Below are 23,198 nucleotides of genomic sequence, written 5' to 3'. Positions count from 1 at the left end.
GCCGGCAAACCTGTTGCCTTACCTTATGTAAAGAAGTTTAAAGATAACGCAGCCCTAAGCACAAGTTAAGTTTAAAAAAAAAGCGGCGCCAGGGCGCCGCTCTCGTTAAGGAGACGCGTCAGGATGCGTCCGCCGTGGTTTCCTGCAAGGACTCTGGCGGCTGCGGAGCAAAGCCACGCAGGCCGACAACGTGAACGTGTTCGCTGTTCTGGAACACTTTACGCACCAGTTTGTAGGTGGTGCCTTTTTCAGGGCTGATGTTTTCCGGTGCCGCAATGATGAGCTGCATATCAAGACGTTCACACAGCTCAAACAGCGTGGCAATCGAGCGGGCATCAAGACGCGCCGCTTCATCCAGGAACAGCAGGCGACATGGGGAGATATCTTTCCCGCGCAGACGACGCGCTTCATCTTCCCAGCTCTGTACGACCATCACCAGAATCGACATCCCGGTACCGATCGCTTCACCGGTAGAGAGCGCCCCGGATTCTGCACGCAGCCAGCCGTCGGAACCACGGTTTACCTCAACTTCCATTTCCAGGTAGTTACGGTAATCCAGCAGCTCTTCACCGATGGTTTGCGGCGTACGCTGCCCCATATCAATCTGCGGGTTCAGGCGCTGATACAGCTTCGCCAGCGCTTCGGAGAAGGTCAGACGATTGCTGTTGAACAGATCCTGATGTTGTTCGTGCTGCTCAGACAGCACCTCCAGCAGCGTCGCGTGGGCTTCACGCACGTTGACGTTGAGGCGCACGCTATTCACCTGACCAAACGACACGCTCTGCAGGCCCTGGTTCAGCTGGCGGATACGGTTCTGCTCGCGCTGAATGGTTTTGCGAATGATGTTCGCCACGCTGCGGGAGCTGATCGCCAGCTTCTGTTCACGGGAGGTCAGCTCCTCCGTCAGGCGTCCCAGTTCGATTTCCATCTGCTCGATGGCTTCCACCGGATCGTCGGTACGGATGATGTCCTGACGAATACGCTCGCGCAGGTGCTGATAAACCGCCACGAAGAACTGAATTTTGCGTTCCGGACGTTTCGGATCCTCTGACATGCGCAGTACATCGCGCAGGTGTTCGTTGTCTGCCACCGCCAGACGCAGCGCGCCCAGCGCCTTATCCGACATAGAGCGCAGCTCATCGGCAGAGAGGTACGCCAGCTCGCGACGGTGCAGACGACGTTCAACGTTATTGTCTTTCACCATCCGCATCACCGCGCACCAGCCCGCCTTGGCGGTCACGACCTGCTCGCGCATCTCAAAATAGTCGCGCTCAAGCTTACGCAGGCGACGGGTCAGGTTATCCATTTCCGCTTCACAGAACGTCAGCGCTTTTTCCAGCTGGTTGCGGCGTGCGCGGTTATTGCTGAGCTGAGCATGCAGCTCGTCACGACGAATACGCGCCCGCTCCTCGGCCCCGCTGTCGGCACGAACGCCGATGTCCTGGAGCTCTTTCTGCAGGTCGTTTAGCAGCTCTTTCTTGGTGTCGAAGGAGCTTTTCAGCGAGGCCAGCACCTGATTGTACTGGTTCAGCTGAGCCGAGTGGCTGCGCATCGCTTCACGGGCGCGAGTACGCTCTGCTTCGGCCTGCTCAAGGCGCTGACGCAGTTTTTCATTCAGGTCGCTGTTACCGCTCAGCATTTCAGCCGAATCAGAGTAGCCGAAGTGGGCGCGACGCTGCACCACCTCCGTCAGGGCAAACGCCTGCTGACGCGCTTCGCGCTGCACCTGCTGCGACCAGGCATAATCTTCTTTTAGCTGCTCAAACTGTTCCGGGTCGCTCTGAAGCACCGAAACAACCGGCTCCAGCTTCGCCAGCTGGTTGCCGTGCTGCTGTACGAAACGCGCGGCTTCCTGCGCTTCATCCAGACGCTCCTGGATCTCATCCACACGGTCTGCCAGCGTGTCGTCTGCCAGCAGATTCAGGCGCGGCAGGATGCGGTTAAGCGCGGCGACGCCCTCTTTCGCCTGCTCAAACTGGACGCGGCTCTGCTGGTTATCACTTTCATGACTGGCAATCGCACGTTCCAGCTCGCCGCGGCGGGTATTGAGTTTGCGAATTTCCGCTTCCGGGTCGGCATCAAAGGCCACGGCCAGATGGCTACCGATAAAGCGGCTAAACGCCTGGTGCAGACGCTGGGTTTTCTGCACGTCAAACGACAGCGTCGCAAAGCGTTCGGACAGCGTTTCACGCTCGGCATGCAGGCTTTCAATGCGGCTTTCACGCGCGGCGCGGCCAAACAGCGGCAGTTCCGGGAAGCGGGAATAACGCCACTGACGATCGGCGATTTTCACCACCACCGCTTTTTCCAGCTCGTCGACGCTGAATACGCTGTCATCGAACGACTGCGGATCCCCTTCGATCAGGTAGAGATCTTCCGGGCAATCTTCCAGGCCGGCAAGCTGCTCAGAAATCAGCGACAGATCCGGGACCACAATCGCGTTACGCGACGGGCCATACAGCGCGGAGAAGTACGGGGCATCATCCAGGCCGACATCGTCATAAATTTCGGACAGCAGCACGCCGCCAAAACGCTCGGCCAGTGCATTCAGGCGCGGATCTTCTGACCCGCCCGGCTGGCTTAAGCGCTCAATTTCTTCATCGACGTCGCGCTTGCGGGCGCCCACTTCGTCACGCTCAACAATGGCTTCGCGCTCGCGCTCCAGCAGCTGCTGCAGATATTCGGTCACGTCCTGGCTGGATTCGAACTGCTCGCCGCACTGCTCGCTGAGCTGATTCAGGCTGCTTTGAGCCGCCAGCCAGACCGGTGCACGCTGGAGCAGTGCCTGAGACCGAGACTGAAGCTGCTCCAGCTCCTGACGCAGCGTCATACGCTGTTCGCTGGCGTTTGATACGGTATCGGACAGGGCCGCAATACGCGCTTCCAGCTCCTGATGCAGGGCCTCAAGCTCGTCGAAATCGTAGCGTTTACCCTGCCGCTTGCAGAATTCCGCCAGCAGACGCTCGGCTTCCTGCTGCTCGCGCAGGCGCTGCTCAAGCTCGTTCAGACGCATACGCAGCGGCTGGACCTGCTCGGCCAGATGGCGCTGGTTTACGCCGTCGCGCAGAAGCTCACGGGCAACGTCCCACGCTTCGTTACGCGCCAGCGGGCCGTTAATTGCCACCACCAGCTGATAGGCCTGCTCAAACTGGCTGTGCGCCGTTTGCGCGACGCTCATCTTCTGTTCGAGAGACAGCAGTTTCTCGGTGGCTTCCTGCTCTTTGGCCTGGAAGGTGTCCAGCCACTCGTCGGCGCTATCCGGCGTGAGGTCAGGCAGATGGCACAGCTCTTTGGCACGCTGTAACGCCTGCAACGCCTGAGTGTACTGAATCGCTCGCGTCTGCTGCACGTCAAGAGCCTGCTGGTAATCGGCAAGCTGACTTTTCAGCTCATCCACTTCCAGCTCGGCCGCTTCCGCGCGGGCTTCGTTCTCTTCCTGCATATCGGCGGCTTCGGCCACCACTTCATTTTGCTCTTCGAGACGAATTTGCAGCTCGTCGAGATCCGCTTCATAGCGCTCGATTTTTTCCTGCTGACGCAGCGCGGTCTGCACCAGGTTCAGGTGATCGCTGGCAGCCTGATAGTCGGCTTCCAGGTCGCCTTCAGCACCGTTGTGCTCACCCAGCTCGCGCGCCATTTCGACGTGTTTGTACTGCTCGGCCACCAGCTGTTTACGGGAGGTAAACAGTTCGCGACGGTACTCTAATGCCTGATCGAGATGCACGCGGCGCTCGTTGGCGTGGCGCATGTAGTCCGCCGCCACGTAGTTGGTGGCTTCGCTGATCAGGTGTTTAAACAGGTCGCGGTCAGACTGGGTCACGCGAATCGCTTCCAGCGTCATGCGGTTTTCACGCAGTGCCGCTTCCATATCCTGGAACGCCTTACGCACGCCGCTGTTTTCCGGCAGCAGGTAGTCGCGCAGGGAGCGGGTAATGGCGCTGGAGATACCGCCGTACAGAGACGCTTCGATCAGACGGTAGTATTTGCTACGGTCTGAGGCGGTGCGCAGACGACGCGCCACCACGCCCAGATCGAACATCAGGGAGTGGTAGTCGGTGATGGAGTTGAACTGTTTGAACTGTACGCCTTCGATAGCTTCAAGCTTATCTTTCAGCTCCTGCAGCGTCAGCACGCGCGCCTGGCGTTCGTTCAGGGTTTCCGTCAGCAGCGCCGTCGGCTGCATAGAGGTCGGTAGCCCCTGAATGGCGAAGGGCTTAATATCGACCTTACGGTCGCGACCGGCAACCTGCTGCAGGCGCACGCCCACGACCACACGCTGATGGCGGGAGTTGATAACGTCCAGAACCGAATAACAGACCCCGGCCTTCAGTTTACCGTGCAGACCTTTATCACGGGAGCCGCTTGTGGCACCCGCCTCGGTGGTGTTACGGAAGTGAAGCAGCGTCAGGTCAGGGATCAGCGCCGTGACGAAGGCCGCCATGGTGGTTGATTTACCCGCACCGTTACCACCGGAAAGCGTCGTAACCAGCTCGTCCAGATCGAAGGTTCGGGCAAAGAAGCCGTTCCAGTTAATCAGCGTCAGTGAGCGAAATTTACCGCGTTCAATCATTACTCTTCCTCCCCGCTATCCGGCAGATTCTCTTCATGCTCGTCATTGAGCAACAAATGGTTTTCCACCGGCATCGCTTCACCGTCGCGGATCATGCGAAGCTGTGCTTCACGCGCGTCATCGCCCGCACGCACATCGGCGCCGAAGCGGAAGACAGACTCCGTAATGCGGAATTTACTGCTGTCGTGGCCCATAAACCAGACCATCCCCAGACGACGCAAACGGTTCAGGGAAGAACGAACCTTTTCCTGTAATTTCTGACGGTCAAGATCCGACCCCGTGGAGCGGTTGTTCACCAGCTTGAGCAGCTTGCTCTCATCCGCCAGCGTCAACAGCTCATCGTAAAGTTCCTGCTGGGTGAAGATACCTTCATTCGCCAGACGCTCGGGGCTGAGATAGAGATAGCAAAGAATTTTGCCGACCATCATATCCAGCTCGGAGAGCACGGAACGCGGAATCAGCGTTGTAGAGCGCGGGCGCAGGTAGAAAAACCCTTCCGGCGCGCGGATAAGCTCAACGTTGTAACGTGCGTAAAACTCTTCCAGATACTCCTGGAAGTCCATCAAAAAGGCGTGATTATCCAGCTCGTCTAAGCCAATGTGACGACCGGCACGCAGCTGGCTGTCCAGCGCCGGAAATAACGGATTCGCCAGCGCCTGTGCCAGCTTAACCGGCATCACTTGTTCAATATTTGTCAATGACATGCGCCTGTACCTTGGCTCCGTAATCGTTAATTGGCTGCCACTTCGGCGGCAGTCCGGTGAAATCTGCTTGCGCGACGCCCAGGCGCACCGCCTGGTCTACCACGATGCGGGCAATGTCGAAGTGGCGCGCGCGTGGATATTGCGCCAGATAATCGCGCACCACGAGCCCCAGATCCAGCGGCACTTGTCTGGTTTTGTAGACAGCGAGCTGCTCTTCGATCATCGCGGCAAGCTGCTCGCGAATTTCGTTAAATTCTTCATATTCCAGATCCGGCGGCAGTTCACCGGTGACCTCTTCATCGCGCAGGGCCATCTCTTCGTCGCGCATATCCAGCAGACGATCGGCACTGGCGTAGGTCAGCGCCCACGGCGCATCGAAATAGGTCTGCACCGACTGACGCAGACGCTGAGCAAAGACGCGGTTTTTATCCATATCAATCGCGGTACGGATAAATTTATGCACGTGTCGGTCGTAGCCGATCCACAGGTCAATCGACTGCTGGCCCCAGCTGATAATGCGGTCGAGTTTGCTTTGCAGGTCAAAGACCAGACGATCGATAAAATGCAGATCGTCATGCGCCAGGGTCGCGTCCTGAATGCGCAGCAGGTTCGCCTGCAGCTTGTCCCCTGCCGCTTCCAGCGTATCCTGCAGCTCACGCAGCGTGCCGGAAGTTTCTGACAGCAAAAGCTCACAGCTGGAGATGGCGGCACGCCAGTCTTTATTCAGCAGCTGCGCGATATCGTCTTTCACCTGCTGCTGCTGTTCGTCCATCAGACGCTGGGTCAAATCGATGCTGTCGAAGATTTCCGCCACCGAATATTTCAGCGGCGCGTAGACGTTACGGTGCCAGTGGAATTCGTCACCGTTTTCATCCGCGGCATCGGCGGCGCGCTTAAGCTCGCCCGCCACGATCGAGAGCTGCATGGAAAGACGCAGCGTGGAAAATTCACGCTGGCGAATATAGTAATCGGTGATACCGATACCCAGTGGCGTCAGGCGATAGATGGCGTTTCCTTCCGCCTGCTCGCTGGTAAAGCGGTTCAGCAGACGTTGACGCACCATATCGTTAATTGCGTTGTTGGCACGCACGCTAATGGTTTCGCTGGTTTGCTCAAACGCATCACTGACGTGGCGGAACGCATCCACCAGTTCACCCTCGCTCATCTCACCATCCAGTCGTTCGCCGTTCAGCGTGGCAACCGCCAGCAGGAAAGAGAGTCTGTCTACCGGCAGCGAGATGGAGAAATCGTTTTTCCTGGCCCAGGCAACCAGTTCGGGGACTGTCTGGGAAAATTCACTCATAGGTTATCCTTGCATCTGCGGCTTGTGCGCGGTGACGTGAATATAGCGGCCAAGACTGACAAAAGGCTCCTGACGGCAATACCGCGTTTCTAATTCTGTTAAGGTGTCAAAACAGTCACGCTGTTTGTGTTTTTCACGCAGATAATCATGAAACACCCTGACGCCCGTCTTCCCGACGATCTTCCAGCCAATCGCTTCCAGCCAGCCATAAACCTGCTGCGGATCGCGCGGATAGTCCGGGGAAAGCGTGCGCTTTTTCTTTTTAGGCATCCCGACCTGAACATAGTCAAAGTTACCCGCAACCATGTTGTGCATCAGGAAGCCGTTAGCATTGTAGAACATCAGCGACAGCGTGCCGCCCGGGCGCAACATCGACCACAGGGTTTGCAACACGCTTTGCGGATCGGCAACCCACTCCAGCACCGCATGAAACAATATCAGATCAACCTGGGTTTCCAAATGCTGTGCGATGTCCTGAGCGGCGCATTGTATAAAATGCATGTTGTCGCTCACACCTTTCTCTTCTGCAGCACGCGTCGCGCGGGAGACCATTTCAGCAGATAGATCGCAAAGCGTGACGTGATGACCGAGCCCGGCCATTTTTATCGCCGTCTGCCCTTCACCGCCACCTGCGTCCAGCACGCGCAACGTTTGACCGCCGAAGGTCACCAGAATGGTGTCCAGATCCTGCCAGAGGATCGTCTGACGGAGCTGTCCTTTAGTGGTGCCATAAATGTTGCGCGAAAACTTTTCCGCGATGTCATCAAAATTGCGATCCCGCATTGGGAGAGTTCCACTCGCTAACTGCAAAACCGCTATTTTGTCACACCCGCGCGGAGAATGAACCTCTCTGGTGTAATATCACCGGTAATCACCTGCTATATGGTCAAAAAAGGAACCAAAAAGGATGCTTTTTACCCTTAAGAAATACATTGGAGGGATGATGCTTCCCCTTCCGCTACTGCTGCTCACGATCGCGCTGGGGCTGGCGCTGGTCTGGTTCAGTCGCTTTCAGAAAAGTGGCAAAACGCTTATCACGCTCGGCTGGTTTGTCCTGCTGCTGTTAAGCCTGCAACCGGTCGCGGATGGTCTGTTACGCCCTATCGAAAATAAGTACCCGACGTGGCAGGGAAACCAGAAAGTGGCGTACATCGTGGTGCTGGGCGGCGGGTATACCTGGGATCCTGACTGGGCGCCCAGCTCGAACCTGATCAACAACAGCCTGCCACGGCTAAACGAGGGTATTCGCCTGTGGCTGGCGAACCCGGGTTCAAAAATGATCTTCACCGGCGCGGCAGCAAAAACAAACCCGGTGAGTACGGCTGAGGCGGGCGCCCGAGTCGCGGAATCCCTCGGCGTGCCGCGTAGCTCAATCATCACCCTGGACAGTCCAAAAGATACCGAAGAAGAGGCTGCCGCGGTGAAGCAGGCGATTGGCGATGTCCCGTTCCTGCTGGTGACCTCCGCCTCACACCTGCCAAGGGCAATGATTTTCTTTGAAAAACAAGGCCTGCACCCGCTTCCCGCACCGGCAAACCAGATGGCCATCGACGCGCCGCTCAATCCGTGGGAACGGGCAATCCCGTCCCCCGCATGGCTGATGCATAGCGACCGCGTCGGCTATGAGACGCTCGGACGCCTCTGGCAGTGGCTGAAAGGTTCCTCAGGCGAGCCAGGGCAAGAGTGATTTTGTCGCCAGATCGAAGTTCGCGCGATTGAAACGTCCGGTATTGACCAGCTGCGCGACTTCGTCCCAGAGCAGATAGAGCCAGCGCCGCCAGAGGAATGCTTCTGCAACGGGCGCGCGCTGAAGGTAGTGCCACAGTAAACCTTCCGCCGCCCCGCTGTCGCTGAGCCTGAACAACTCATATTCGCGCGGCGCCCAGAGCATGATCCCCGGTCCGACCATCGCCAGGAGCTGATCGCTGCGGGAGTCTTTGAGCATGCTGCGCAGGGTGAAATTACCGTGGACCAGCACGCAGTTGTCATTAAAGCCCTCGAACAGCGCCGGCAGGCACTCGCGGGTACGAAACAGAATGCGTTTGTCCTGCATGGTTAAACCGGTGTTATTGAACTGATTAAGCGTGCCCCACAGCACTTCAACCCGCTGGCGATACCACAGCGGCCACAGGTTTTCCTGCGTACTGTCGACAGGCCCCACGAGTCCACGGCTATCCTGACGATGCCAGGCCAGCAGCGCCTCAACAATCTGGTCTTTCAACTGTTCCCAGCGCTCCGGCGTGCGCGCCGGGGCTTCAACAGACACGCCGCGTAAACGCTCAATCAGCAGCACGTCCGGGCCGGGGTGTTCCTCATGCGTCATCACGCCATATACCGTCGGCATACGGACTGTCCCTTCCCGTGCCAGCATCGACATTTTCCATGCAAGCTGCCTGGCGACGCCCGGCGAGGTAAAACTTCTGGCCATCAGCGGCATTGGGTTGCCCTGACTGTCGTACAGCGACCAGAGCGCGGTATCGGCCTTTTCACTCACGCATTCGACCCGGCTTAACTTCTCACCAAGCAGATGGCTAAGTTCGGCACGCAGCTGTTCCATATGAGATTACCCCCATTAAGACCACTGCTTTTATAATGAGCGTCCTGGATGAAGATGTCACCCGGAAGAGATCAATTATGGAGAAGAAAGGGAAAGGCGTGGCGAAAAGACATCCCCCCAAAAGGGGGGATGCAGGCGATATTAACGCAGTTCGGCGCGGACGCGCTCAAGATCTTCCGGCGTATCTACGCCCGTTCCAGGTACTTCGCTGGCAACGGCAACGTGGATTTTTTCGCCATACCAAAGCACGCGAAGCTGCTCCAGCATTTCGATATGCTCCAGCGGGCTCGGCGCCCAGGTGACATAGCGGCGAATAAAGCCGGCGCGATAGCCGTAGATCCCAATATGACGCAGGAAGGTATCACCAATGGTCTCTCTAGAGAGCGCAAAGCGATCGCGATCCCACGGAATCGTGGCGCGGGAGAAATAGAGCGCATAGCCTTCGGCATCCATAACCACCTTCACCGCATTTGGATTGAATGCCTCTTCAGCGTGGTGAATAGGTACCGCGAGCGTCGCCATACCAACCTGACGCTGAGCCAGGTTTTCTGCCACCTGACGGATAATAACCGCCGGGATCATCGGCTCGTCACCCTGCACGTTCACGATGACCGTATCATCACTGAAACCGCATTTCTCAACCACTTCCGCCAGACGTTCAGTGCCGGACTGGTGATCGGCGCGGGTCATACACACCTCACCGCCTGCGGCCTCAACCGCGCGGGCGACGTCCGGATGATCGGTAGCGACAATCACGCGTTCGGCTCCGGATTCACGCGCCCGCTCAAGGACATGCACAATCATCGGCTTGCCGTTGATATCCACCAGCGGTTTACCTGGCAGACGCGTAGACGCGTAGCGCGCAGGAATAATGACAACAAAACTCATGGTTTGCTCTCTTCTGCCACCAGGGAACGGGCTTCATTTTCCAGCAATACCGGAATACCGTCGCGCAGCGGGAAGGCCAGGCTATCCAGCTTACAAATGAGCTCTTGTTTGTCCTGGCTGTAGTAGAGTTTGCCGTTGCATACCGGGCAGGCAATAATTTCTAGTAAACGGTGATCCATAGTTCCTCCGTATGGGTAATCGCTAAAGCTTAACACATTCCTTTTTCAGGGAGTGCCTGTTTCCCAGCCACTTCGACAGGATGTAAACAGCCCGTCGGGCAACCGCCCCAGCGTCACGTCTTGAGCACCCTGCCAGCGTGCGAATTCGCTAATGGCTAACGTTAACCCTTTCTCCAGGGTTGCTGTCACCCTAACGCCCTCTTCCAGATAAAGGGCAATGATTTCAAGCGTGCCGGTCTTACGGTGCATTTTGGCGTCCATACGCCCAACCAGCTGTCCCTTATGCAGCAGAGGTAACACAAAATACCCATACTGACGCTTTGCCGCAGGGGTATAACACTCCAGCCGGTAGCTGAAATCAAACAGCTGCTCGGCGCGTTTTCTGTCCCAGACCACCGGATCGAAAGGCGACAGCACCGTGCTGTGGGTGGCCTGCAGTTTCCCTTCCAGAGCCAGAGGCAAGAGCGGGAGAAGATCCTCATGCAGCCACATTTCGCCCAGTGTTTCCACCATGACGGGAATGATTCGCCGTTCCTGCTGCCACTTTTCCAGCAGCGGTTTTAGGGCGGGCTGGCGTAGTCGGTAATAATCTGCCAGCCATTGTGAACGGAAAATGCCCAGACTGCGGGCGCTGTTCTCCAGCATGATGGCCTCAGCCGCTTCCTGCGAGAGTAGGTCACGCTCGTCGTTCCAGTGCGGCATCACGCGATGCGTCAGGTCGTATACGCGCTGAAAATTACGCCGTTCTATCACCATCACTTTGCCTGACGTGAACAGCCCTTCAAGATGACGCTTGTGCGGCTTCCACTCCCACCAGCCGCTTGTGCCTTTACGGGGGTGTTCAAAATCGGCGGAGCGTACAGGGCCGTTTTCCTGAATATGCGCGATGAGCTGCTCGATTTCAGCCGAGTGCTCCAGCATCCACGCCTGTCGGTACTTCCAGCCCATCTTATCCGGTGAGAGCATACGGTGACGGACCAGCGCAAAATCGCTGCGGGGCAGGAAGCAAGCTTCGTGCGCCCAATACTCCATTAGCTCTCCCTTGCTGAGCGCCTCATCCAGCCACTGCGATGGATAATTTCCCAGACGGCTAAACAGCACCAGGTAAGGGCTGCGCGCCACAATGTTAATGGTGTCGATTTGCAGTAGCGACATGCGCTGGACGGTAGAGAGAATATCGGCAGGCTTCGCGCGGCGGCGGGGCTTTTTGAGCAGCCCCTGCGCGGCAAGGTGTAAATGACGTGCGGCTGAAAGCGAGAGTTGCGGTAAAGACATGCGTTTTCCTGTCAGTCAAAGCGCCACCAGAACCGCGTAAGCGTTTATTTTACCAACGCAATCAGTTCCTTGAGCAAACGTTCCGGCTGCTCGCCGCTGAGTTCAGCGTCAACCGGCAGATACCACCAGTTTTCTTTCGCGAAGGCACGGCATTTCACCGCATCTTTTTCGGTCATGATCAGGCTCTGACCAGGCACGGTGAGCGCATCGATCTGCTCTTCCATCAGCGCCTGGTGGTCGGCCAACGGAACGCGTTTCTCAAGCCGTGCGCCACACTGCTCCAGCGTAGCGAAGAAACGCGGAGGATGACCAATACCGGCCATCGCCACCAGCGCAGGTAGTTGAGAAACCGGCTGACGTTCACCCGTCACCAGATTGACCGCCATGCCCGGCAGGAGACGCATGGGGATTTCACCCGCTGTTGCCTCACCACCGTTCACAATCACCGCATCAACGGACTTCAGACGCGAAGCGCGTTCCCGCATTGGCCCCGCTGGAAGCCACCAGCCGTTACCGAAACGGCGAACCCCGTCGATCACCACAATTTCTTTATCACGCGCCAGGGCGTAATGTTGCAGACCATCATCTGTAATGATGATTTGCACCGCGTGCTCGGTAACCAGAGCCTGCACGGCGTCGCTGCGCACTGGAGAGACCGCAACCGGCGCGCCGGTACGCTGATATATCAGGACCGGTTCATCGCCCGCTTCAGCGGTTGTCGTTTCCGCCGTCAGCAGCAGAGGATACTGCGCCGCTTTACCGCCATAACCGCGAGAGACAACACCAGGACGAATACCGCATTTTTCCAGTTGTTCCACCAGCCAGATAACCACCGGCGTTTTACCGTTGCCGCCCGCCGTGAGATTACCGACAACCACAACCGGAACTGGCGCACGCCAAGCCCGCTTAAGCCCCAGACGGTAAAGCAGACGGATAATGCCGCTCACCAGACCATATAGCCAGGAGAGCGGCAAAAGCAGCAGCCACAGCGGGGACTCACCGGACCAGATGCGTGCAATCATTGTTGACCGAACTGCATCTTATGCAACTGGGCGTAAACGCCGCGGTGTTCCAGCAGATCGGCATGGCTTCCGCGTTCAACAATGACGCCATCCTCAACCACGACGATTTCATCAGCCTGCTCGATAGTTGACAGACGGTGCGCAATCACCAGTGAGGTACGGTTCTTTTGCAGTTCATCCAGCGCCGACTGGATAGCGCGTTCAGATTCGGTATCCAGCGCGGACGTCGCTTCGTCCAGGATCAGAATTGGGCTATCACGCAGCAGCGCGCGCGCAATCGCAATACGCTGGCGCTGGCCACCGGAGAGGAGCACGCCGTTTTCACCAATGATGGTATCCAGACCGTTATCCATCTTGTTGATAAAGTCCATTGCGTAGGCCATACGCGCGGCGTTCTCAATCTGCTCGCGGCTGTACTCATCAGTGCGTGCATAAGCGATGTTGTTGGCGACCGTATCGTTAAACAGATGCACGTTCTGAGAGACCAGCGCAACCTGGTTACGCAGCGACTGCAGGGTATATTCCCGCAGGTCGTGACCATCTAACAGGATTTCACCTTCGTTAATGTCGTAGAAACGGGTCATCAGGCTGGCAATAGTCGATTTACCCGAACCAGAACGGCCCACCAGCGCAACGGTTTTACCCGCCGGAATAGACAGGTTGATATTACGCAGCGCAGGCACTTCTCGGCCTGGATAGGTAAAGGTAACGTTGCGGAATTCAACGTCGCCGTTTGCACGCTCGATCACGCGCTTACCTTCATCCTTTTCCTGCTCGGAATCCAGAATGCTGAACAGGGTCTGGCAGGCGGCCATCCCGCGCTGGAATTGCGCGTTCACGTTGGTCAGAGATTTCAGCGGGCGCATCAGCGCAATCATAGAGGAGAAAACAACGGTGATAGTCCCGGCTGTCAGGGTCTCCATCACGCTCGGGAAGCTTGCCGCATAGAGAACGAACGCCAGCGCCAGAGAAGCAATGAGCTGAATGACAGGGTCTGAAATTGAAGAGGCCGAAACCATTTTCATTCCCTGCAGACGCATTTTGTTGCTGACTTTATCGAAGCGCTTGGTTTCGACTTCCTGACCGCCGAAAATCAGAACTTCTTTATGGCCTTTCAGCATCTGTTCCGCGCTAGTCGTGACCTGCCCCATCGTGTTCTGCATATTCTTACTGATATTGCGAAAACGCTTAGACACGACGCGGATAGCGATGGAGACAATCGGAGCCAGCACGATAAGGATAATCGACAGCTGCCAGCTGTAATAGAACATCATCGCGAACAGGCCGATGATCGATGCCCCCTCACGCACAACGGTAATCAGCGCGCTTGAGGACGAGGAGGCGACCTGCTCTGAGTCGTAGGTAATGCGAGACAGCAGCGTCCCGGTCGACTGTTTATCAAAGAATGAGACCGGCATGCCCATCATGTGACTGAACAGACGACGGCGCATGGTCATCACCACTTTCCCTGATACCCAGGAAATACAGTAGCTGGAAATATAGCTGGTGATACCGCGTAAGATCATCAGTCCGATAACCACCAGAGGCATCCATAGCAGCACTGAGCGATCCGTTTTACCAAAACCGTCGTCCAGTAACGGTTTGAGAAGCGATAGCATAAAAGTATCGCTGGCTGCGTTGAGGATTAACGCTACACCCGCCACGATCAAGCCTGGTTTAAAGGGCGCAATCATCGGCCAGAGTCGGCGGAACGTTTGCCACGTGGAGAGATCTTTGTCGTTATGCATTCAAAAAACCAGCATTCGTTGAAATAGCCGCATATTCTACCCGTTATCTACGGGCGCGCCAAACCACTGATGATACCAAAAGGGTAAATATTGCTCTCGCAAGCGCCGGATTTGCCAGTGATGTTGCGAGAATGTCACCGATATTTGTCCAGAATGAGGTGTATCGTGCCAGATATACCCCTCTTTTCGATAACGTCGGACAACTTTTGCCGACGGGAATCGCCATGCGTTATAGCGGGCCGCTGAATCCAGGGCGATCTGTCCTGCCACCCGCTGTACCAGCGGCAATGACGAAGACGTATTGCTGCCATGATGAGGTACCTGTATGAGCGTGGAGGTCATATGACGCCAGTAATGGCTAAGCATAGCCTGTTCCGCCTGCGCTTCAATGTCGCCTGTTAGCAGCACACTCTGCTCACCGTCGTCGACTTTTACCACGCAGGAAGCGTTATTCCCCTGGGAGTGGGAATTTTCAGGCGGCCAGTGGACGGTAAAGGTGAGCCCCTGCCATTCCCAGCGCTGTCCTCTAAAACACGGACGGTGTCCTGCCTGACGTAACGCGCTTCTTATCCACGCGTCTGGCCATGCTTTTTTGAGCGATGCCAGTCCCCCCGCGTGGTCGAGATGGTCATGACTCAGAATAACGCCTTCTGGCCGCAGGTGATGCCAGCGTAGCCACGGGATAATTAACCGCTGCGCGCTATCTCCGCCCGGCCATGCGAGGCCGGTATCATAGAGAATGGCTTTTCCCTGCCGTTCAATAACCATTGCCAGTCCCTGCCCCACGTCCAGCATATGTAGCGTCCAGCTATCGTTTTTTGTCGGTTGCCAGAAGGGAAATGTCAGTAAGACACTTCCTGCCAGACAAACGGCAGGAACGGTTTTCCAGGCACGAAAACGCCAGCCAATGACGCTAAGCCAGGGCAGTAATGTCATGTATTGCCAGCGTTGATCCACATTTTGCCAGCCATCAGGCAGGCGCATCAGCAGCCAGAACAGCCCCGCAAGCGATTTATCGGCTGCAAACCAGATGGCACCTTCTACTGCGGCAAGCGGCATTAGATGGAGCAGCATACCGAGCAGAATGAGCGGCACGGAGACAAACGTCACCAGCGGAACGGCAAAGAGATTAGCGACCAGAGAGGAGATGCTGACGCCATGGAAAATAAGAACCTGTAATGGCATGAGCAGCAACAGCATGCCGACCTGCAGATAAATCAGGTTCAGTAGCGGCCTTAACCAGCGTGTCCGATGCCAGTGAGGAAGAGGCAGCCACTGAAACCATAAAATCAGCGCGGCGACGGCAAATGCTGACAGAGCCAGGCTCTGCGAAAGTATCGCTAATGGATCGCTTATCAGGATTGCCGCGATACAGCAAAACCATACCTGCCAGGGAGACCATTGACGGGCAGCGATCCGCAACGTCGCGAGCACGGCAAGCGCGATGACCGTTCGCAACGCTGGAGGCTGCAAACCGGTAAGCCAGGCGTAGAAAGCGGCAAAGAACAACCCGGCCACGAGAGGCATTTGCCAGTGGATACGATGACCAGGTAGTAAAAACTGGAACCCACGTGCCAGTAACCAGACGAGGGAGGCCGCCAGCGCGATATGCAGACCCGAAATCGCCATGAGATGCAGCGTGCCGGTTTCACGCATTAGGTCTTTTATTTCCCGGGGTACATCCAGACGCTCACCCATCCCTAAGCCAAGAATAACCGATCCCCATTGATAAACAGTAAGTCGGTTTTGCAGTGACACCAGGTACTGGGCCCGCAGACTGCAGCGCCCATCGACGAGTTCTGCATGGGTGAATCGCCCACTCAGCGTTTGATGCTGAGCAAAAGCGCTTCGCTGGGCATCATAACCTCCGTCGTTCAGTTCACCATGAGCAGGCCTGAGCCTGAGGCTCATGGCCCAACGCTGGCCGGCACACGCCTTCTGTGGCAGATAATTGCCATACAACGTTATGCCAGTGGATGCCCACCAGCGTTGACCATCAACGCTGAGAATTTTTCCCTGATGCAGGGTTGCGCCATCGGTCGCGGTGATGGCAACCTCAGCCCGTACCGCACCGGAGGTTAAATGCGTCATCGGCCAGACGCTTTCTTGCGCGGCAAGAATACCCCATACACAAAATAGTACCCCGATCCCCACATACTTCAGTCGTACGTTTCGCAGTGCAGCCAGCCCTATCCCAGCCATAATCATCATCCACACGATACGACGCGATGGCAGTTCAGGTAACCAGAGTAAAGGGGTTATCGCCAGAATGGCGCAGATACTCAGCGCGGGTATGCCCATTACTACCTCCCTGTTTCAGAGGGGCAGTATGCAAGCCGACGGATCGCGTTGTCAGGTGAGAAGAATGCGTTTTACAGCAAACGCTGTACTGTTTTTATCGGTTTGCAGAAGCTGAAACGAAAAATGCGGGGCATCTTCAGATGCGATAACGTTAAGTATAAAAAAAGCACCCGCAGGTGCTTTCTTTCAAACCCAGTTTAACCCGATGGTTAAACTCAGTTGCCGTAAATATTGGCGCGATCGCGCAGTTCTTTACCCGGCTTAAAGTGTGGAACGTACTTACCTTCCAGTTCGACTTTATCGCCAGTTTTCGGGTTACGCCCGGTGCGTGGAGCACGATAGTGCAGAGAAAAACTACCGAAACCGCGGATTTCAATGCGCTCGCCCTGGGCAAGAGTGGAAGCCATATGCTCCAGCATCTCTTTTACGGCATCTTCCACTGCCTTGGCAGGGATATGCGGTTGCTGACTGGCAAGTCTTTCAATCAATTCTGACTTGGTCATGATTCCTCCGGTTCCTTTCAAACCAATTAGCTGAACAGCTCATTAAACAAGGGCGGCCGTAGCCGCCCTTTGTTATTGATTACAGGACGAATCCTGCAATCTGTCAAGTTTGCTCCTCATCCTTCGCACTGTAAATATGTTACAGGTCAAACGATGCTGAGAACCTGATATTACTCGCCTTTAGCTGCTTTGAAAGCTTCAGCCATTGCGTTGTTAGAGAAGTTTGCATCTTCCTGTTTGTTAACAGTTGCGATTGCATCTTTCTCATCAGCTTCGTCTTTAGCACGAACAGACAGGCTGATTGCACGGTTCTTACGGTCAACACCGGTGAACTTAGCTTCAACGTCGTCGCCTACGTTCAGAACCAGAGTGGCATCTTCAACGCGGTCACGGGAAGCTTCAGAAGCGCGCAGGTAACCTTCAACGCCGTCAGCCAGTTCTACGGTTGCGCCTTTAGCGTCAACTGCAGTCACTTTACCGTTTACGATTGCGCCTTTCTTGTTCAGTGCAACCCAGTTGTTGAACGGATCTTCTGCGAGCTGTTTAACGCCCAGGGAGATACGCTCACGCTCTGCGTCAACCTGCAGAACAACTGCAGCGATTTCGTCGCCTTTTTTGTATTCACGAACTGCTTCTTCGCCTGCAACGTTCCAGGAGATGTCAGACAGGTGAACCAGGCCATCGATGCCGCCGTCCAGGCCGATGAAGATACCGAAGTCAGTGATAGACTTGATTTTACCTTCAACACGGTCACCCTTGTTGTGGGTTTCCGCGAACTGCTGCCATGGGTTGTTTTTGCACTGTTTCAGGCCCAGGGAGATACGACGACGTTCTTCGTCGATATCCAGAACCATCACTTCCACTACATCACCAACGTTAACAACTTTGGATGGGTGGATGTTTTTGTTGGTCCAGTCCATTTCGGAAACGTGCACCAGACCTTCAACGCCTTCTTCGATTTCAACGAAGCAGCCGTAGTCAGTCAGGTTGGTTACGCGACCAGTCAGTTTAGTACCTTCTGGGTAACGCTTAGCGATAGCTACCCATGGATCTTCGCCCAGCTGTTTCAGGCCGAGGGATACACGAGTACGCTCGCGGTCGAACTTCAGCACTTTAACAGTGATTTCGTCGCCCACGTTCACGATTTCGCTTGGGTGCTTAACGCGTTTCCACGCCATGTCGGTGATGTGCAGCAGGCCATCAACGCCGCCCAGGTCAACGAATGCGCCGTAGTCAGTGAGGTTCTTAACGATACCTTTGACTTCCATGCCTTCCTGCAGGTTTTCCAGCAGCTGATCGCGTTCTGCGCTGTTTTCGGATTCGATAACGGCACGACGGGAAACAACAACGTTGTTACGCTTCTGGTCCAGCTTGATTACTTTGAACTCAAGCTCTTTGCCTTCCAGGTGCAGGGTGTCACGAACTGGACGAACGTCTACCAGAGAACCTGGCAGGAACGCACGAATACCATTCAGCTCAACAGTGAAGCCACCTTTAACTTTGCCGTTGATAACACCGACCACAGTTTCAGCTTCTTCGTAAGCTTTTTCCAGCGTGATCCATGCTTCGTGACGTTTAGCTTTCTCACGAGAAAGCAGGGTTTCACCGAAGCCGTCTTCTACTGCGTCCAGAGCAACGTCAACTTCGTCACCTACCTGGATTTCCAGCTCGCCCTGGGCGTTTTTGAACTGCTCTGCCGGAATGGCGGACTCAGATTTCAGACCGGCGTCAACCAGTACTACGTCTTTGTCGATAGCAACAACAACACCGCGAACGATGGAACCCGGGCGGGTTTCGATTGTTTTTAAGGATTCTTCAAACAGTTGAGCAAAAGATTCAGTCATGTTTAATCTTCAGGTTAATATTAACGTCCACCTGGCTCCGTGCCGGATGGGGTTGTTTCACATACCCGCCGTCAATCCATTGCAGCGGGGGTACTACTAAATCGGTCGCGATTACGCGAGTGCCAGTTTTTGGCGCGCATATTGTAGCGCTTTTTCAATCACTTGCTCAATAGTTAAACTGGTTGAATCCAGAACTAATGCATCTTCTGCAGGAACAAGTGGGGCGACGGCGCGGTTACGATCGCGGTCATCGCGCTCTTTTATCTCGGATAAAAGGCGATCAAAGTTAACACTAAACCCCTTTTCCTGCAACTGAAGCATGCGGCGTTGCGCACGTTCTTCCGAAGAGGCGTCAAGGAAAATTTTCACAGGCGCATCAGGGAATACCACGGTTCCCATATCACGTCCGTCAGCAATCAGACCCGGGGCTTCACGGAAAGCGCGCTGGCGACGTAACAGCGCCTCGCGAACGCGCGGGAATGCCGCCACCTGGGAGGCGGCATTCGCCACTTCCTGCGTACGGATTTCGCCGCTCACGTCTTCCCCTTCAAGGATGACCTCCAGATTGCCATCGGTCGACACGAAACGCACATCCAGATGCGCAGCCAGCGGAACCAGCGCCTCTTCAGACGCCACATCCACGTGATGATGCAGCGCAGCCAGAGCCAGCACGCGATAGATTGCTCCCGAATCTAAAAGATGCCATTGCAATGCTTCCGCCATCGCTTTGCACAGAGTACCTTTCCCTGCACCACTTGGCCCATCAATGGTGATTACCGGGGCAACTGCCGTCATCTTTTTCTCCTTAAATAAGGCATACCGTTTACATGAACGCCGCGCATTATACGCGCCAACGTGCGCAACTGTTACCTTTGCGTGCAAATTACGGAATGATTGAAGCAGAGTGTAGAAGAAATGAGCGGAGGTGTTCGTAATGAAGCGTAAGCAAATGCCGCATCGGGTGATGCGGCAACATGTTATCAGGCCAGCGTGCTAATGCGTGCCAGCTGTTCGAAGTAGTCCGGGAAGGTTTTCGCCGTACATTTCGGATCGAGAATTGTGACAGGCGTGTCGGACAGCGCCACCAGCGAGAAGCACATCGCCATACGGTGATCGTTATAGGTTCCGATTTCCGCAAACTGCAGTTTTGCCGGAGGGGTTACGCGAATATAGTCTTCGCCCTCTTCCACCTCTGCCCCCACTTTACGCAACTCGGTCGCCATCGCGAACAGGCGGTCCGTCTCTTTTACGCGCCAGTTATAGATATTACGCAGCGTGGTGGTGCCTTTGGCGAACAGTGCCGCTGTAGCAATGGTCATCGCCGCATCCGGGATATGGTTCATGTCCATATCGATGGCGTTCAGCTCGCCGTGAGTACATGAGATGAAGTCATCGCCCCAGGTCACAACGGCCCCCATTTTCTCGAGCACATCGGCAAAGCGGATATCACCCTGCACGCTGTTGCGGCCAATACCGGTCACTTTTACCGTGCCGCCTTTAATGGCCCCTGCGGCCAGGAAATAGGAGGCGGATGAGGCATCCCCTTCAACGAGATAGTTGCCCGGAGACTGGTACTGCTGGGCACCGCGCACCACAAAGCGCTGATAGGCCTGGTTTTCAACCTCGACGCCGAAGGTCTTCATCAGGTGCAGTGTGATATCAATGTACGGTTTGGAAACCAGATCGCCCTTAATGGTGATAAGGGTATCCTGCGGTGCCAGCGGTGCGGTCATCAGCAGCGCCGTCAGGAACTGGCTGGACACACTGCCATCCACCTCAACGTTTCCGCCGGTAAAGCCCCCGCGCAGACGCAGTGGCGGATAATTTTCCTGCTCCAGATACTCAATCTGTGCGCCACCCTGGCGAAGGGCGTCCACCAGATGGCCAATCGGACGCTCTTTCATGCGAGGCTCGCCGGTCAGCACAATGTTGTTGCTGCCCAGGCACAGAGCTGCCGCCAGCGGGCGCATCGCGGTTCCCGCGTTACCCAGAAACAGTTCCAGTTCCTCGGCTGAACTTAGCGCACCGCCGTTCCCCGTCACTTCGCAGCGAGTGCGATCGTCAGACAACGTGTAATGAACTCCCAACGCTTTCAGCGCATTGAGCATATGGCGCACGTCATCGCTGTCCAGCAGGTTTGTAAGGACGGTGGTGCCGTTTGCCAGAGCTGCCAGCAGCAGAGCGCGGTTCGAGACACTTTTTGAACCAGGCAGATTAATGGTGCCATCTACCCGCGCGATAGGTTGTAACGTCAGGGATTCCATGAAACTTAACTCTCAACTCAACATAATAAAAACCCCGCAGCAGCGCTGCGGGGGTGAAAACAGCGCAATTAACCGTGGCGACGTTCGAAATCGATCATGAAATCAGTCAGGGCTTTAACGCCTTCCAGCGGCATCGCGTTATAGATAGAGGCACGCATGCCGCCGACAACGCGGTGGCCTTTCAGCGCATGCAGGCCTGCCGCGAAGGACTCCTCCAGGAACACTTTGTCCAGGCTGCTGTCCGCCAGCTGGAACGGCACGTTCATGCGGGAACGGTTAGCCTTCGCCACATCGTTGCGGTAGAAATCGCTCTTGTCGATCACGCCGTACAGCAGTTCGGCTTTCTGCTGATTCACTTTGTCCATCTGCGCCACGCCGCCGTTTTGCTTCAGCCATTTGAAGACCAGGCCGGAAAGGTACCAGGCGAACGTTGGTGGGGTGTTGAACATAGAGTCGTTATCGTTCAACACGGTGTAATCGAGAATCGACGGACAGGATTTATGCGCTTTACCCAGCAGGTCTTCACGCACGACGACGATAGTCAAACCGGCCGGGCCGATATTTTTCTGTGCGCCCGCATAAATAACACCGTAGCGGCTGACATCGATTGGCGCAGACAGAATGGTGGAGGAAAAGTCGGCGGCAACCACGACATCGCTGCCGAAGTTTGGCGTCTCGTCGATGGCAATCCCGTCAATGGTTTCGTTCGGGCAGTAGTGCAGATACGCTGCGTTATCTGAAAGCTGCCACTCGCTCATTGGCTTCACGGCGCGCAGACCGTCAACGGTTACTTTGGCGTCAATAACATTCGGCGTGCAGTATTTATGCGCTTCTTTAACGGCGCTTGCCGCCCAGTAACCCGCATCAACGTAGTCGGCCGTCGTTTTGTCTCCAAGGATATTCAGCGGTACGCCAGCAAACTGACCGCGCCCACCGCCGTGACAGAACAATACTTTGTAGTTCGAGGGGATATTCAGCAGATCGCGAAAATCCTTTTCTGCCTCTTCCGCCACCTGAATAAACTCTTTACCCCGGTGGCTGATCTCCATCACCGACGTCCCCAGACCATTCCAGTCACAAAGTTCCTGTTGAGCCTGTTTAAGTACGTCTGCCGGTAACATCGCCGGACCTGAACTGAAATTAAAGACTTGAGCCATTTCCCCTCACCACGCTAAAAGCCATAAGTTATAACTGTGGATATCGGTTTTATCATTCAGTGACACGCGCCGCAATGTCTAAAACTTATGACCCGTGAAATGTGCCCTACGTCACACAAAACAATCTGCCGCCTCGCTATGACAAAACCGACAAAATGGCTGTCAGGTGATGCGTTTAGCACGGCTAACCTTCGTCCATTCCGGATTTGCACAGCGAGGGCATAATTGACGATCCCCCGGCTGCATTGCAATCACGTGGCTACATCTCACGCAGGCATACTCGCCCGATTCGGGTACGGTTCTGAAACGCTCGATAAGCATATCCGGCAGGATACACAGTCCCGGCTTCACCTCGTCGTCAGAATAGTAATAGACGCTGATTTGACCGTTAGTTTCCATTATTGCCAGACGCACCTGCCCGAGCTGTTCAACGCTCTTCAGACGAAGCTCCATAAAGAACTCAAACTCGGTCATATTGGCGCTCTGTACATTTTCCCAGGCCAGCTGTCCGTTCTCGACGATAACGACCGGCTTCCCTTCAAGCAGATCTTCCAGCTTTTCGCTTTTCGACATCAGCCACATGACAAGGCGGTAAAGCAGCGCCAGTGAGACAAAGACGATAAACACCGGCACCATCGGTACATCATCATAAAAGGCGACGTCCCCCGCTGCTGAACCCAGCGTCAGGATGATCAACACCTCAAAGAGCGACATCTGCCTTACGCCGCGACGGCCCGTAATCTTGAGAAACAGAAAGACCAGAACGAAGGTATACAGACTGCGCAGAGCGACTTCGCCTAAAAACTCAGGAGGGACTTTATCAAACGCCATCCGCTGGAGATCAAACGCTTTCATTTTTCTATGCCTTAACAGTAGGTTACTG

General features: G+C 55.5%; 18 protein-coding genes. 1 reads left to right on the top strand and 17 read right to left on the bottom strand.

All coding sequences use genetic code 11. The features are described from left to right. Positions 1 to 118: 118 nt before the first annotated feature. From mukB to cmoM, 4 genes are read right to left on the bottom strand one after another with little or no spacing between them, the layout of a single operon-like run. On the bottom strand, positions 119 to 4,570 hold the full coding sequence (gene mukB / locus ACWHWP_RS07790; RefSeq protein ID WP_059310411.1) for a chromosome partition protein MukB: 4,452 nt from the start codon (positions 4,568 to 4,570) through the stop codon (positions 119 to 121). After that, complete coding sequence (mukE, locus tag ACWHWP_RS07785) at positions 4,570 to 5,274, bottom strand: chromosome partition protein MukE (protein ID WP_047346903.1); 705 nt, start codon at positions 5,272 to 5,274, stop codon at positions 4,570 to 4,572. Before mukE ends, mukB begins: the two co-directional genes overlap by 1 nt. Further along, positions 5,255 to 6,577 carry a chromosome partition protein MukF gene (gene mukF / locus ACWHWP_RS07780; protein ID WP_023335133.1) on the bottom strand — a complete coding sequence of 441 codons (1,323 nt, stop codon included), beginning with the start codon at positions 6,575 to 6,577 and terminating at the stop codon, positions 5,255 to 5,257. The genes mukE and mukF overlap by 20 nt, the downstream gene beginning before the upstream one ends. 3 nt (positions 6,578 to 6,580) lie before the next feature. Next, complete coding sequence (gene cmoM / locus ACWHWP_RS07775; protein ID WP_447855354.1) at positions 6,581 to 7,360, bottom strand: tRNA uridine 5-oxyacetic acid(34) methyltransferase CmoM; 780 nt, start codon at positions 7,358 to 7,360, stop codon at positions 6,581 to 6,583. 124 nt (positions 7,361 to 7,484) lie between these two features. Here cmoM and elyC point away from each other — a divergent pair, with 124 nt between their 5' ends. Continuing rightward, positions 7,485 to 8,264, top strand: a complete 780-nt coding sequence (elyC, locus tag ACWHWP_RS07770; protein WP_063430743.1) for an envelope biogenesis factor ElyC — start codon at positions 7,485 to 7,487, stop codon at positions 8,262 to 8,264. Here elyC and ACWHWP_RS07765 read toward each other — a convergent pair. The 13 genes from ACWHWP_RS07765 to ACWHWP_RS07705 all read right to left on the bottom strand — a co-directional run bounded on the left by ACWHWP_RS07765 (position 8,241) and on the right by ACWHWP_RS07705 (position 23,170). Further along, positions 8,241 to 9,134, bottom strand: a complete 894-nt coding sequence (locus tag ACWHWP_RS07765) for a YcbJ family phosphotransferase (RefSeq protein WP_063955677.1) — start codon at positions 9,132 to 9,134, stop codon at positions 8,241 to 8,243. The two genes, elyC and ACWHWP_RS07765, sit on opposite strands and share 24 nt — an antisense overlap. A gap of 141 nt (positions 9,135 to 9,275) precedes the next feature. Next, positions 9,276 to 10,022, bottom strand: coding sequence for a 3-deoxy-manno-octulosonate cytidylyltransferase (kdsB, locus tag ACWHWP_RS07760; protein ID WP_447855353.1), 747 nt, complete (start codon positions 10,020 to 10,022; stop codon positions 9,276 to 9,278). Further along, complete coding sequence (gene ycaR / locus ACWHWP_RS07755) at positions 10,019 to 10,201, bottom strand: protein YcaR (RefSeq protein ID WP_006174474.1); 183 nt, start codon at positions 10,199 to 10,201, stop codon at positions 10,019 to 10,021. Before ycaR ends, kdsB begins: the two co-directional genes overlap by 4 nt. Before the next feature lie 45 nt (positions 10,202 to 10,246). Next, complete coding sequence (locus ACWHWP_RS07750; RefSeq protein ID WP_447855352.1) at positions 10,247 to 11,476, bottom strand: winged helix-turn-helix domain-containing protein; 1,230 nt, start codon at positions 11,474 to 11,476, stop codon at positions 10,247 to 10,249. A gap of 44 nt (positions 11,477 to 11,520) precedes the next feature. Continuing rightward, positions 11,521 to 12,498, bottom strand: coding sequence for a tetraacyldisaccharide 4'-kinase (gene lpxK / locus ACWHWP_RS07745; RefSeq protein ID WP_447855351.1), 978 nt, complete (start codon positions 12,496 to 12,498; stop codon positions 11,521 to 11,523). Then, positions 12,495 to 14,246 (bottom strand): lipid A ABC transporter ATP-binding protein/permease MsbA, encoded by a 1,752-nt coding sequence (gene msbA, locus ACWHWP_RS07740; protein ID WP_047346910.1) that lies wholly within the window; start codon positions 14,244 to 14,246, stop codon positions 12,495 to 12,497. The genes lpxK and msbA overlap by 4 nt, the downstream gene beginning before the upstream one ends. 36 nt (positions 14,247 to 14,282) lie before the next feature. Further along, a complete protein-coding gene (locus ACWHWP_RS07735; protein WP_447855350.1) occupies positions 14,283 to 16,547 on the bottom strand; it encodes a ComEC family protein in 2,265 nt (754 codons plus the stop codon). Positions 16,548 to 16,762: 215 nt separating this feature from the next. Next, the gene (gene ihfB / locus ACWHWP_RS07730; protein WP_008499965.1) at positions 16,763 to 17,050 is read right to left on the bottom strand and encodes an integration host factor subunit beta; all 288 of its coding nucleotides are present in this window, start codon (positions 17,048 to 17,050) and stop codon (positions 16,763 to 16,765) included. Between the two features lie 170 nt (positions 17,051 to 17,220). Beyond that, on the bottom strand, positions 17,221 to 18,894 hold the full coding sequence (gene rpsA, locus ACWHWP_RS07725) for a 30S ribosomal protein S1 (protein WP_014169387.1): 1,674 nt from the start codon (positions 18,892 to 18,894) through the stop codon (positions 17,221 to 17,223). A gap of 111 nt (positions 18,895 to 19,005) precedes the next feature. Further along, a complete protein-coding gene (gene cmk / locus ACWHWP_RS07720; protein ID WP_013097305.1) occupies positions 19,006 to 19,689 on the bottom strand; it encodes a (d)CMP kinase in 684 nt (227 codons plus the stop codon). A 185-nt stretch (positions 19,690 to 19,874) separates the two neighbouring features. Continuing rightward, the gene (aroA, locus tag ACWHWP_RS07715; protein WP_063955667.1) at positions 19,875 to 21,158 is read right to left on the bottom strand and encodes a 3-phosphoshikimate 1-carboxyvinyltransferase; all 1,284 of its coding nucleotides are present in this window, start codon (positions 21,156 to 21,158) and stop codon (positions 19,875 to 19,877) included. A gap of 68 nt (positions 21,159 to 21,226) precedes the next feature. Beyond that, positions 21,227 to 22,315, bottom strand: a complete 1,089-nt coding sequence (serC, locus tag ACWHWP_RS07710; RefSeq protein WP_029739497.1) for a 3-phosphoserine/phosphohydroxythreonine transaminase — start codon at positions 22,313 to 22,315, stop codon at positions 21,227 to 21,229. A 162-nt stretch (positions 22,316 to 22,477) separates the two neighbouring features. After that, positions 22,478 to 23,170 (bottom strand): DUF421 domain-containing protein, encoded by a 693-nt coding sequence (locus tag ACWHWP_RS07705; RefSeq protein ID WP_447855349.1) that lies wholly within the window; start codon positions 23,168 to 23,170, stop codon positions 22,478 to 22,480. Positions 23,171 to 23,198 lie beyond the last annotated feature (28 nt).

The organism is Enterobacter sp. WI-ESBL-E8 (assembly GCF_053364895.1).
Note: the sequence above shows the minus strand (reverse complement) of the source record. Positions and strands in the feature narration are given on the sequence as shown.

Excerpts from the sequence above, each read along its gene's own strand:
- ACWHWP_RS07705 (WP_447855349.1), bottom strand. The coding sequence starts at position 23,170 with ATGAAAGCGTTTGATCTCCAGCGGATGGCGTTTGATAAAGTCCCTCCT.
- mukE (WP_047346903.1), bottom strand. The coding sequence starts at position 5,274 with ATGTCATTGACAAATATTGAACAAGTGATGCCGGTTAAGCTGGCACAG.
- rpsA (WP_014169387.1), bottom strand. The coding sequence starts at position 18,894 with ATGACTGAATCTTTTGCTCAACTGTTTGAAGAATCCTTAAAAACAATC.
- mukB (WP_059310411.1), bottom strand. The coding sequence starts at position 4,570 with ATGATTGAACGCGGTAAATTTCGCTCACTGACGCTGATTAACTGGAAC.
- aroA (WP_063955667.1), bottom strand. The coding sequence starts at position 21,158 with ATGGAATCCCTGACGTTACAACCTATCGCGCGGGTAGATGGCACCATT.
- cmoM (WP_447855354.1), bottom strand. The coding sequence starts at position 7,360 with ATGCGGGATCGCAATTTTGATGACATCGCGGAAAAGTTTTCGCGCAAC.
- ACWHWP_RS07765 (WP_063955677.1), bottom strand. The coding sequence starts at position 9,134 with ATGGAACAGCTGCGTGCCGAACTTAGCCATCTGCTTGGTGAGAAGTTA.
- ihfB (WP_008499965.1), bottom strand. The coding sequence starts at position 17,050 with ATGACCAAGTCAGAATTGATTGAAAGACTTGCCAGTCAGCAACCGCAT.
- msbA (WP_047346910.1), bottom strand. The coding sequence starts at position 14,246 with ATGCATAACGACAAAGATCTCTCCACGTGGCAAACGTTCCGCCGACTC.
- serC (WP_029739497.1), bottom strand. The coding sequence starts at position 22,315 with ATGGCTCAAGTCTTTAATTTCAGTTCAGGTCCGGCGATGTTACCGGCA.
- lpxK (WP_447855351.1), bottom strand. The coding sequence starts at position 12,498 with ATGATTGCACGCATCTGGTCCGGTGAGTCCCCGCTGTGGCTGCTGCTT.
- kdsB (WP_447855353.1), bottom strand. The coding sequence starts at position 10,022 with ATGAGTTTTGTTGTCATTATTCCTGCGCGCTACGCGTCTACGCGTCTG.
- ACWHWP_RS07735 (WP_447855350.1), bottom strand. The coding sequence starts at position 16,547 with ATGGGCATACCCGCGCTGAGTATCTGCGCCATTCTGGCGATAACCCCT.
- elyC (WP_063430743.1), top strand. The coding sequence starts at position 7,485 with ATGCTTTTTACCCTTAAGAAATACATTGGAGGGATGATGCTTCCCCTT.
- mukF (WP_023335133.1), bottom strand. The coding sequence starts at position 6,577 with ATGAGTGAATTTTCCCAGACAGTCCCCGAACTGGTTGCCTGGGCCAGG.
- cmk (WP_013097305.1), bottom strand. The coding sequence starts at position 19,689 with ATGACGGCAGTTGCCCCGGTAATCACCATTGATGGGCCAAGTGGTGCA.
- ACWHWP_RS07750 (WP_447855352.1), bottom strand. The coding sequence starts at position 11,476 with ATGTCTTTACCGCAACTCTCGCTTTCAGCCGCACGTCATTTACACCTT.
- ycaR (WP_006174474.1), bottom strand. The coding sequence starts at position 10,201 with ATGGATCACCGTTTACTAGAAATTATTGCCTGCCCGGTATGCAACGGC.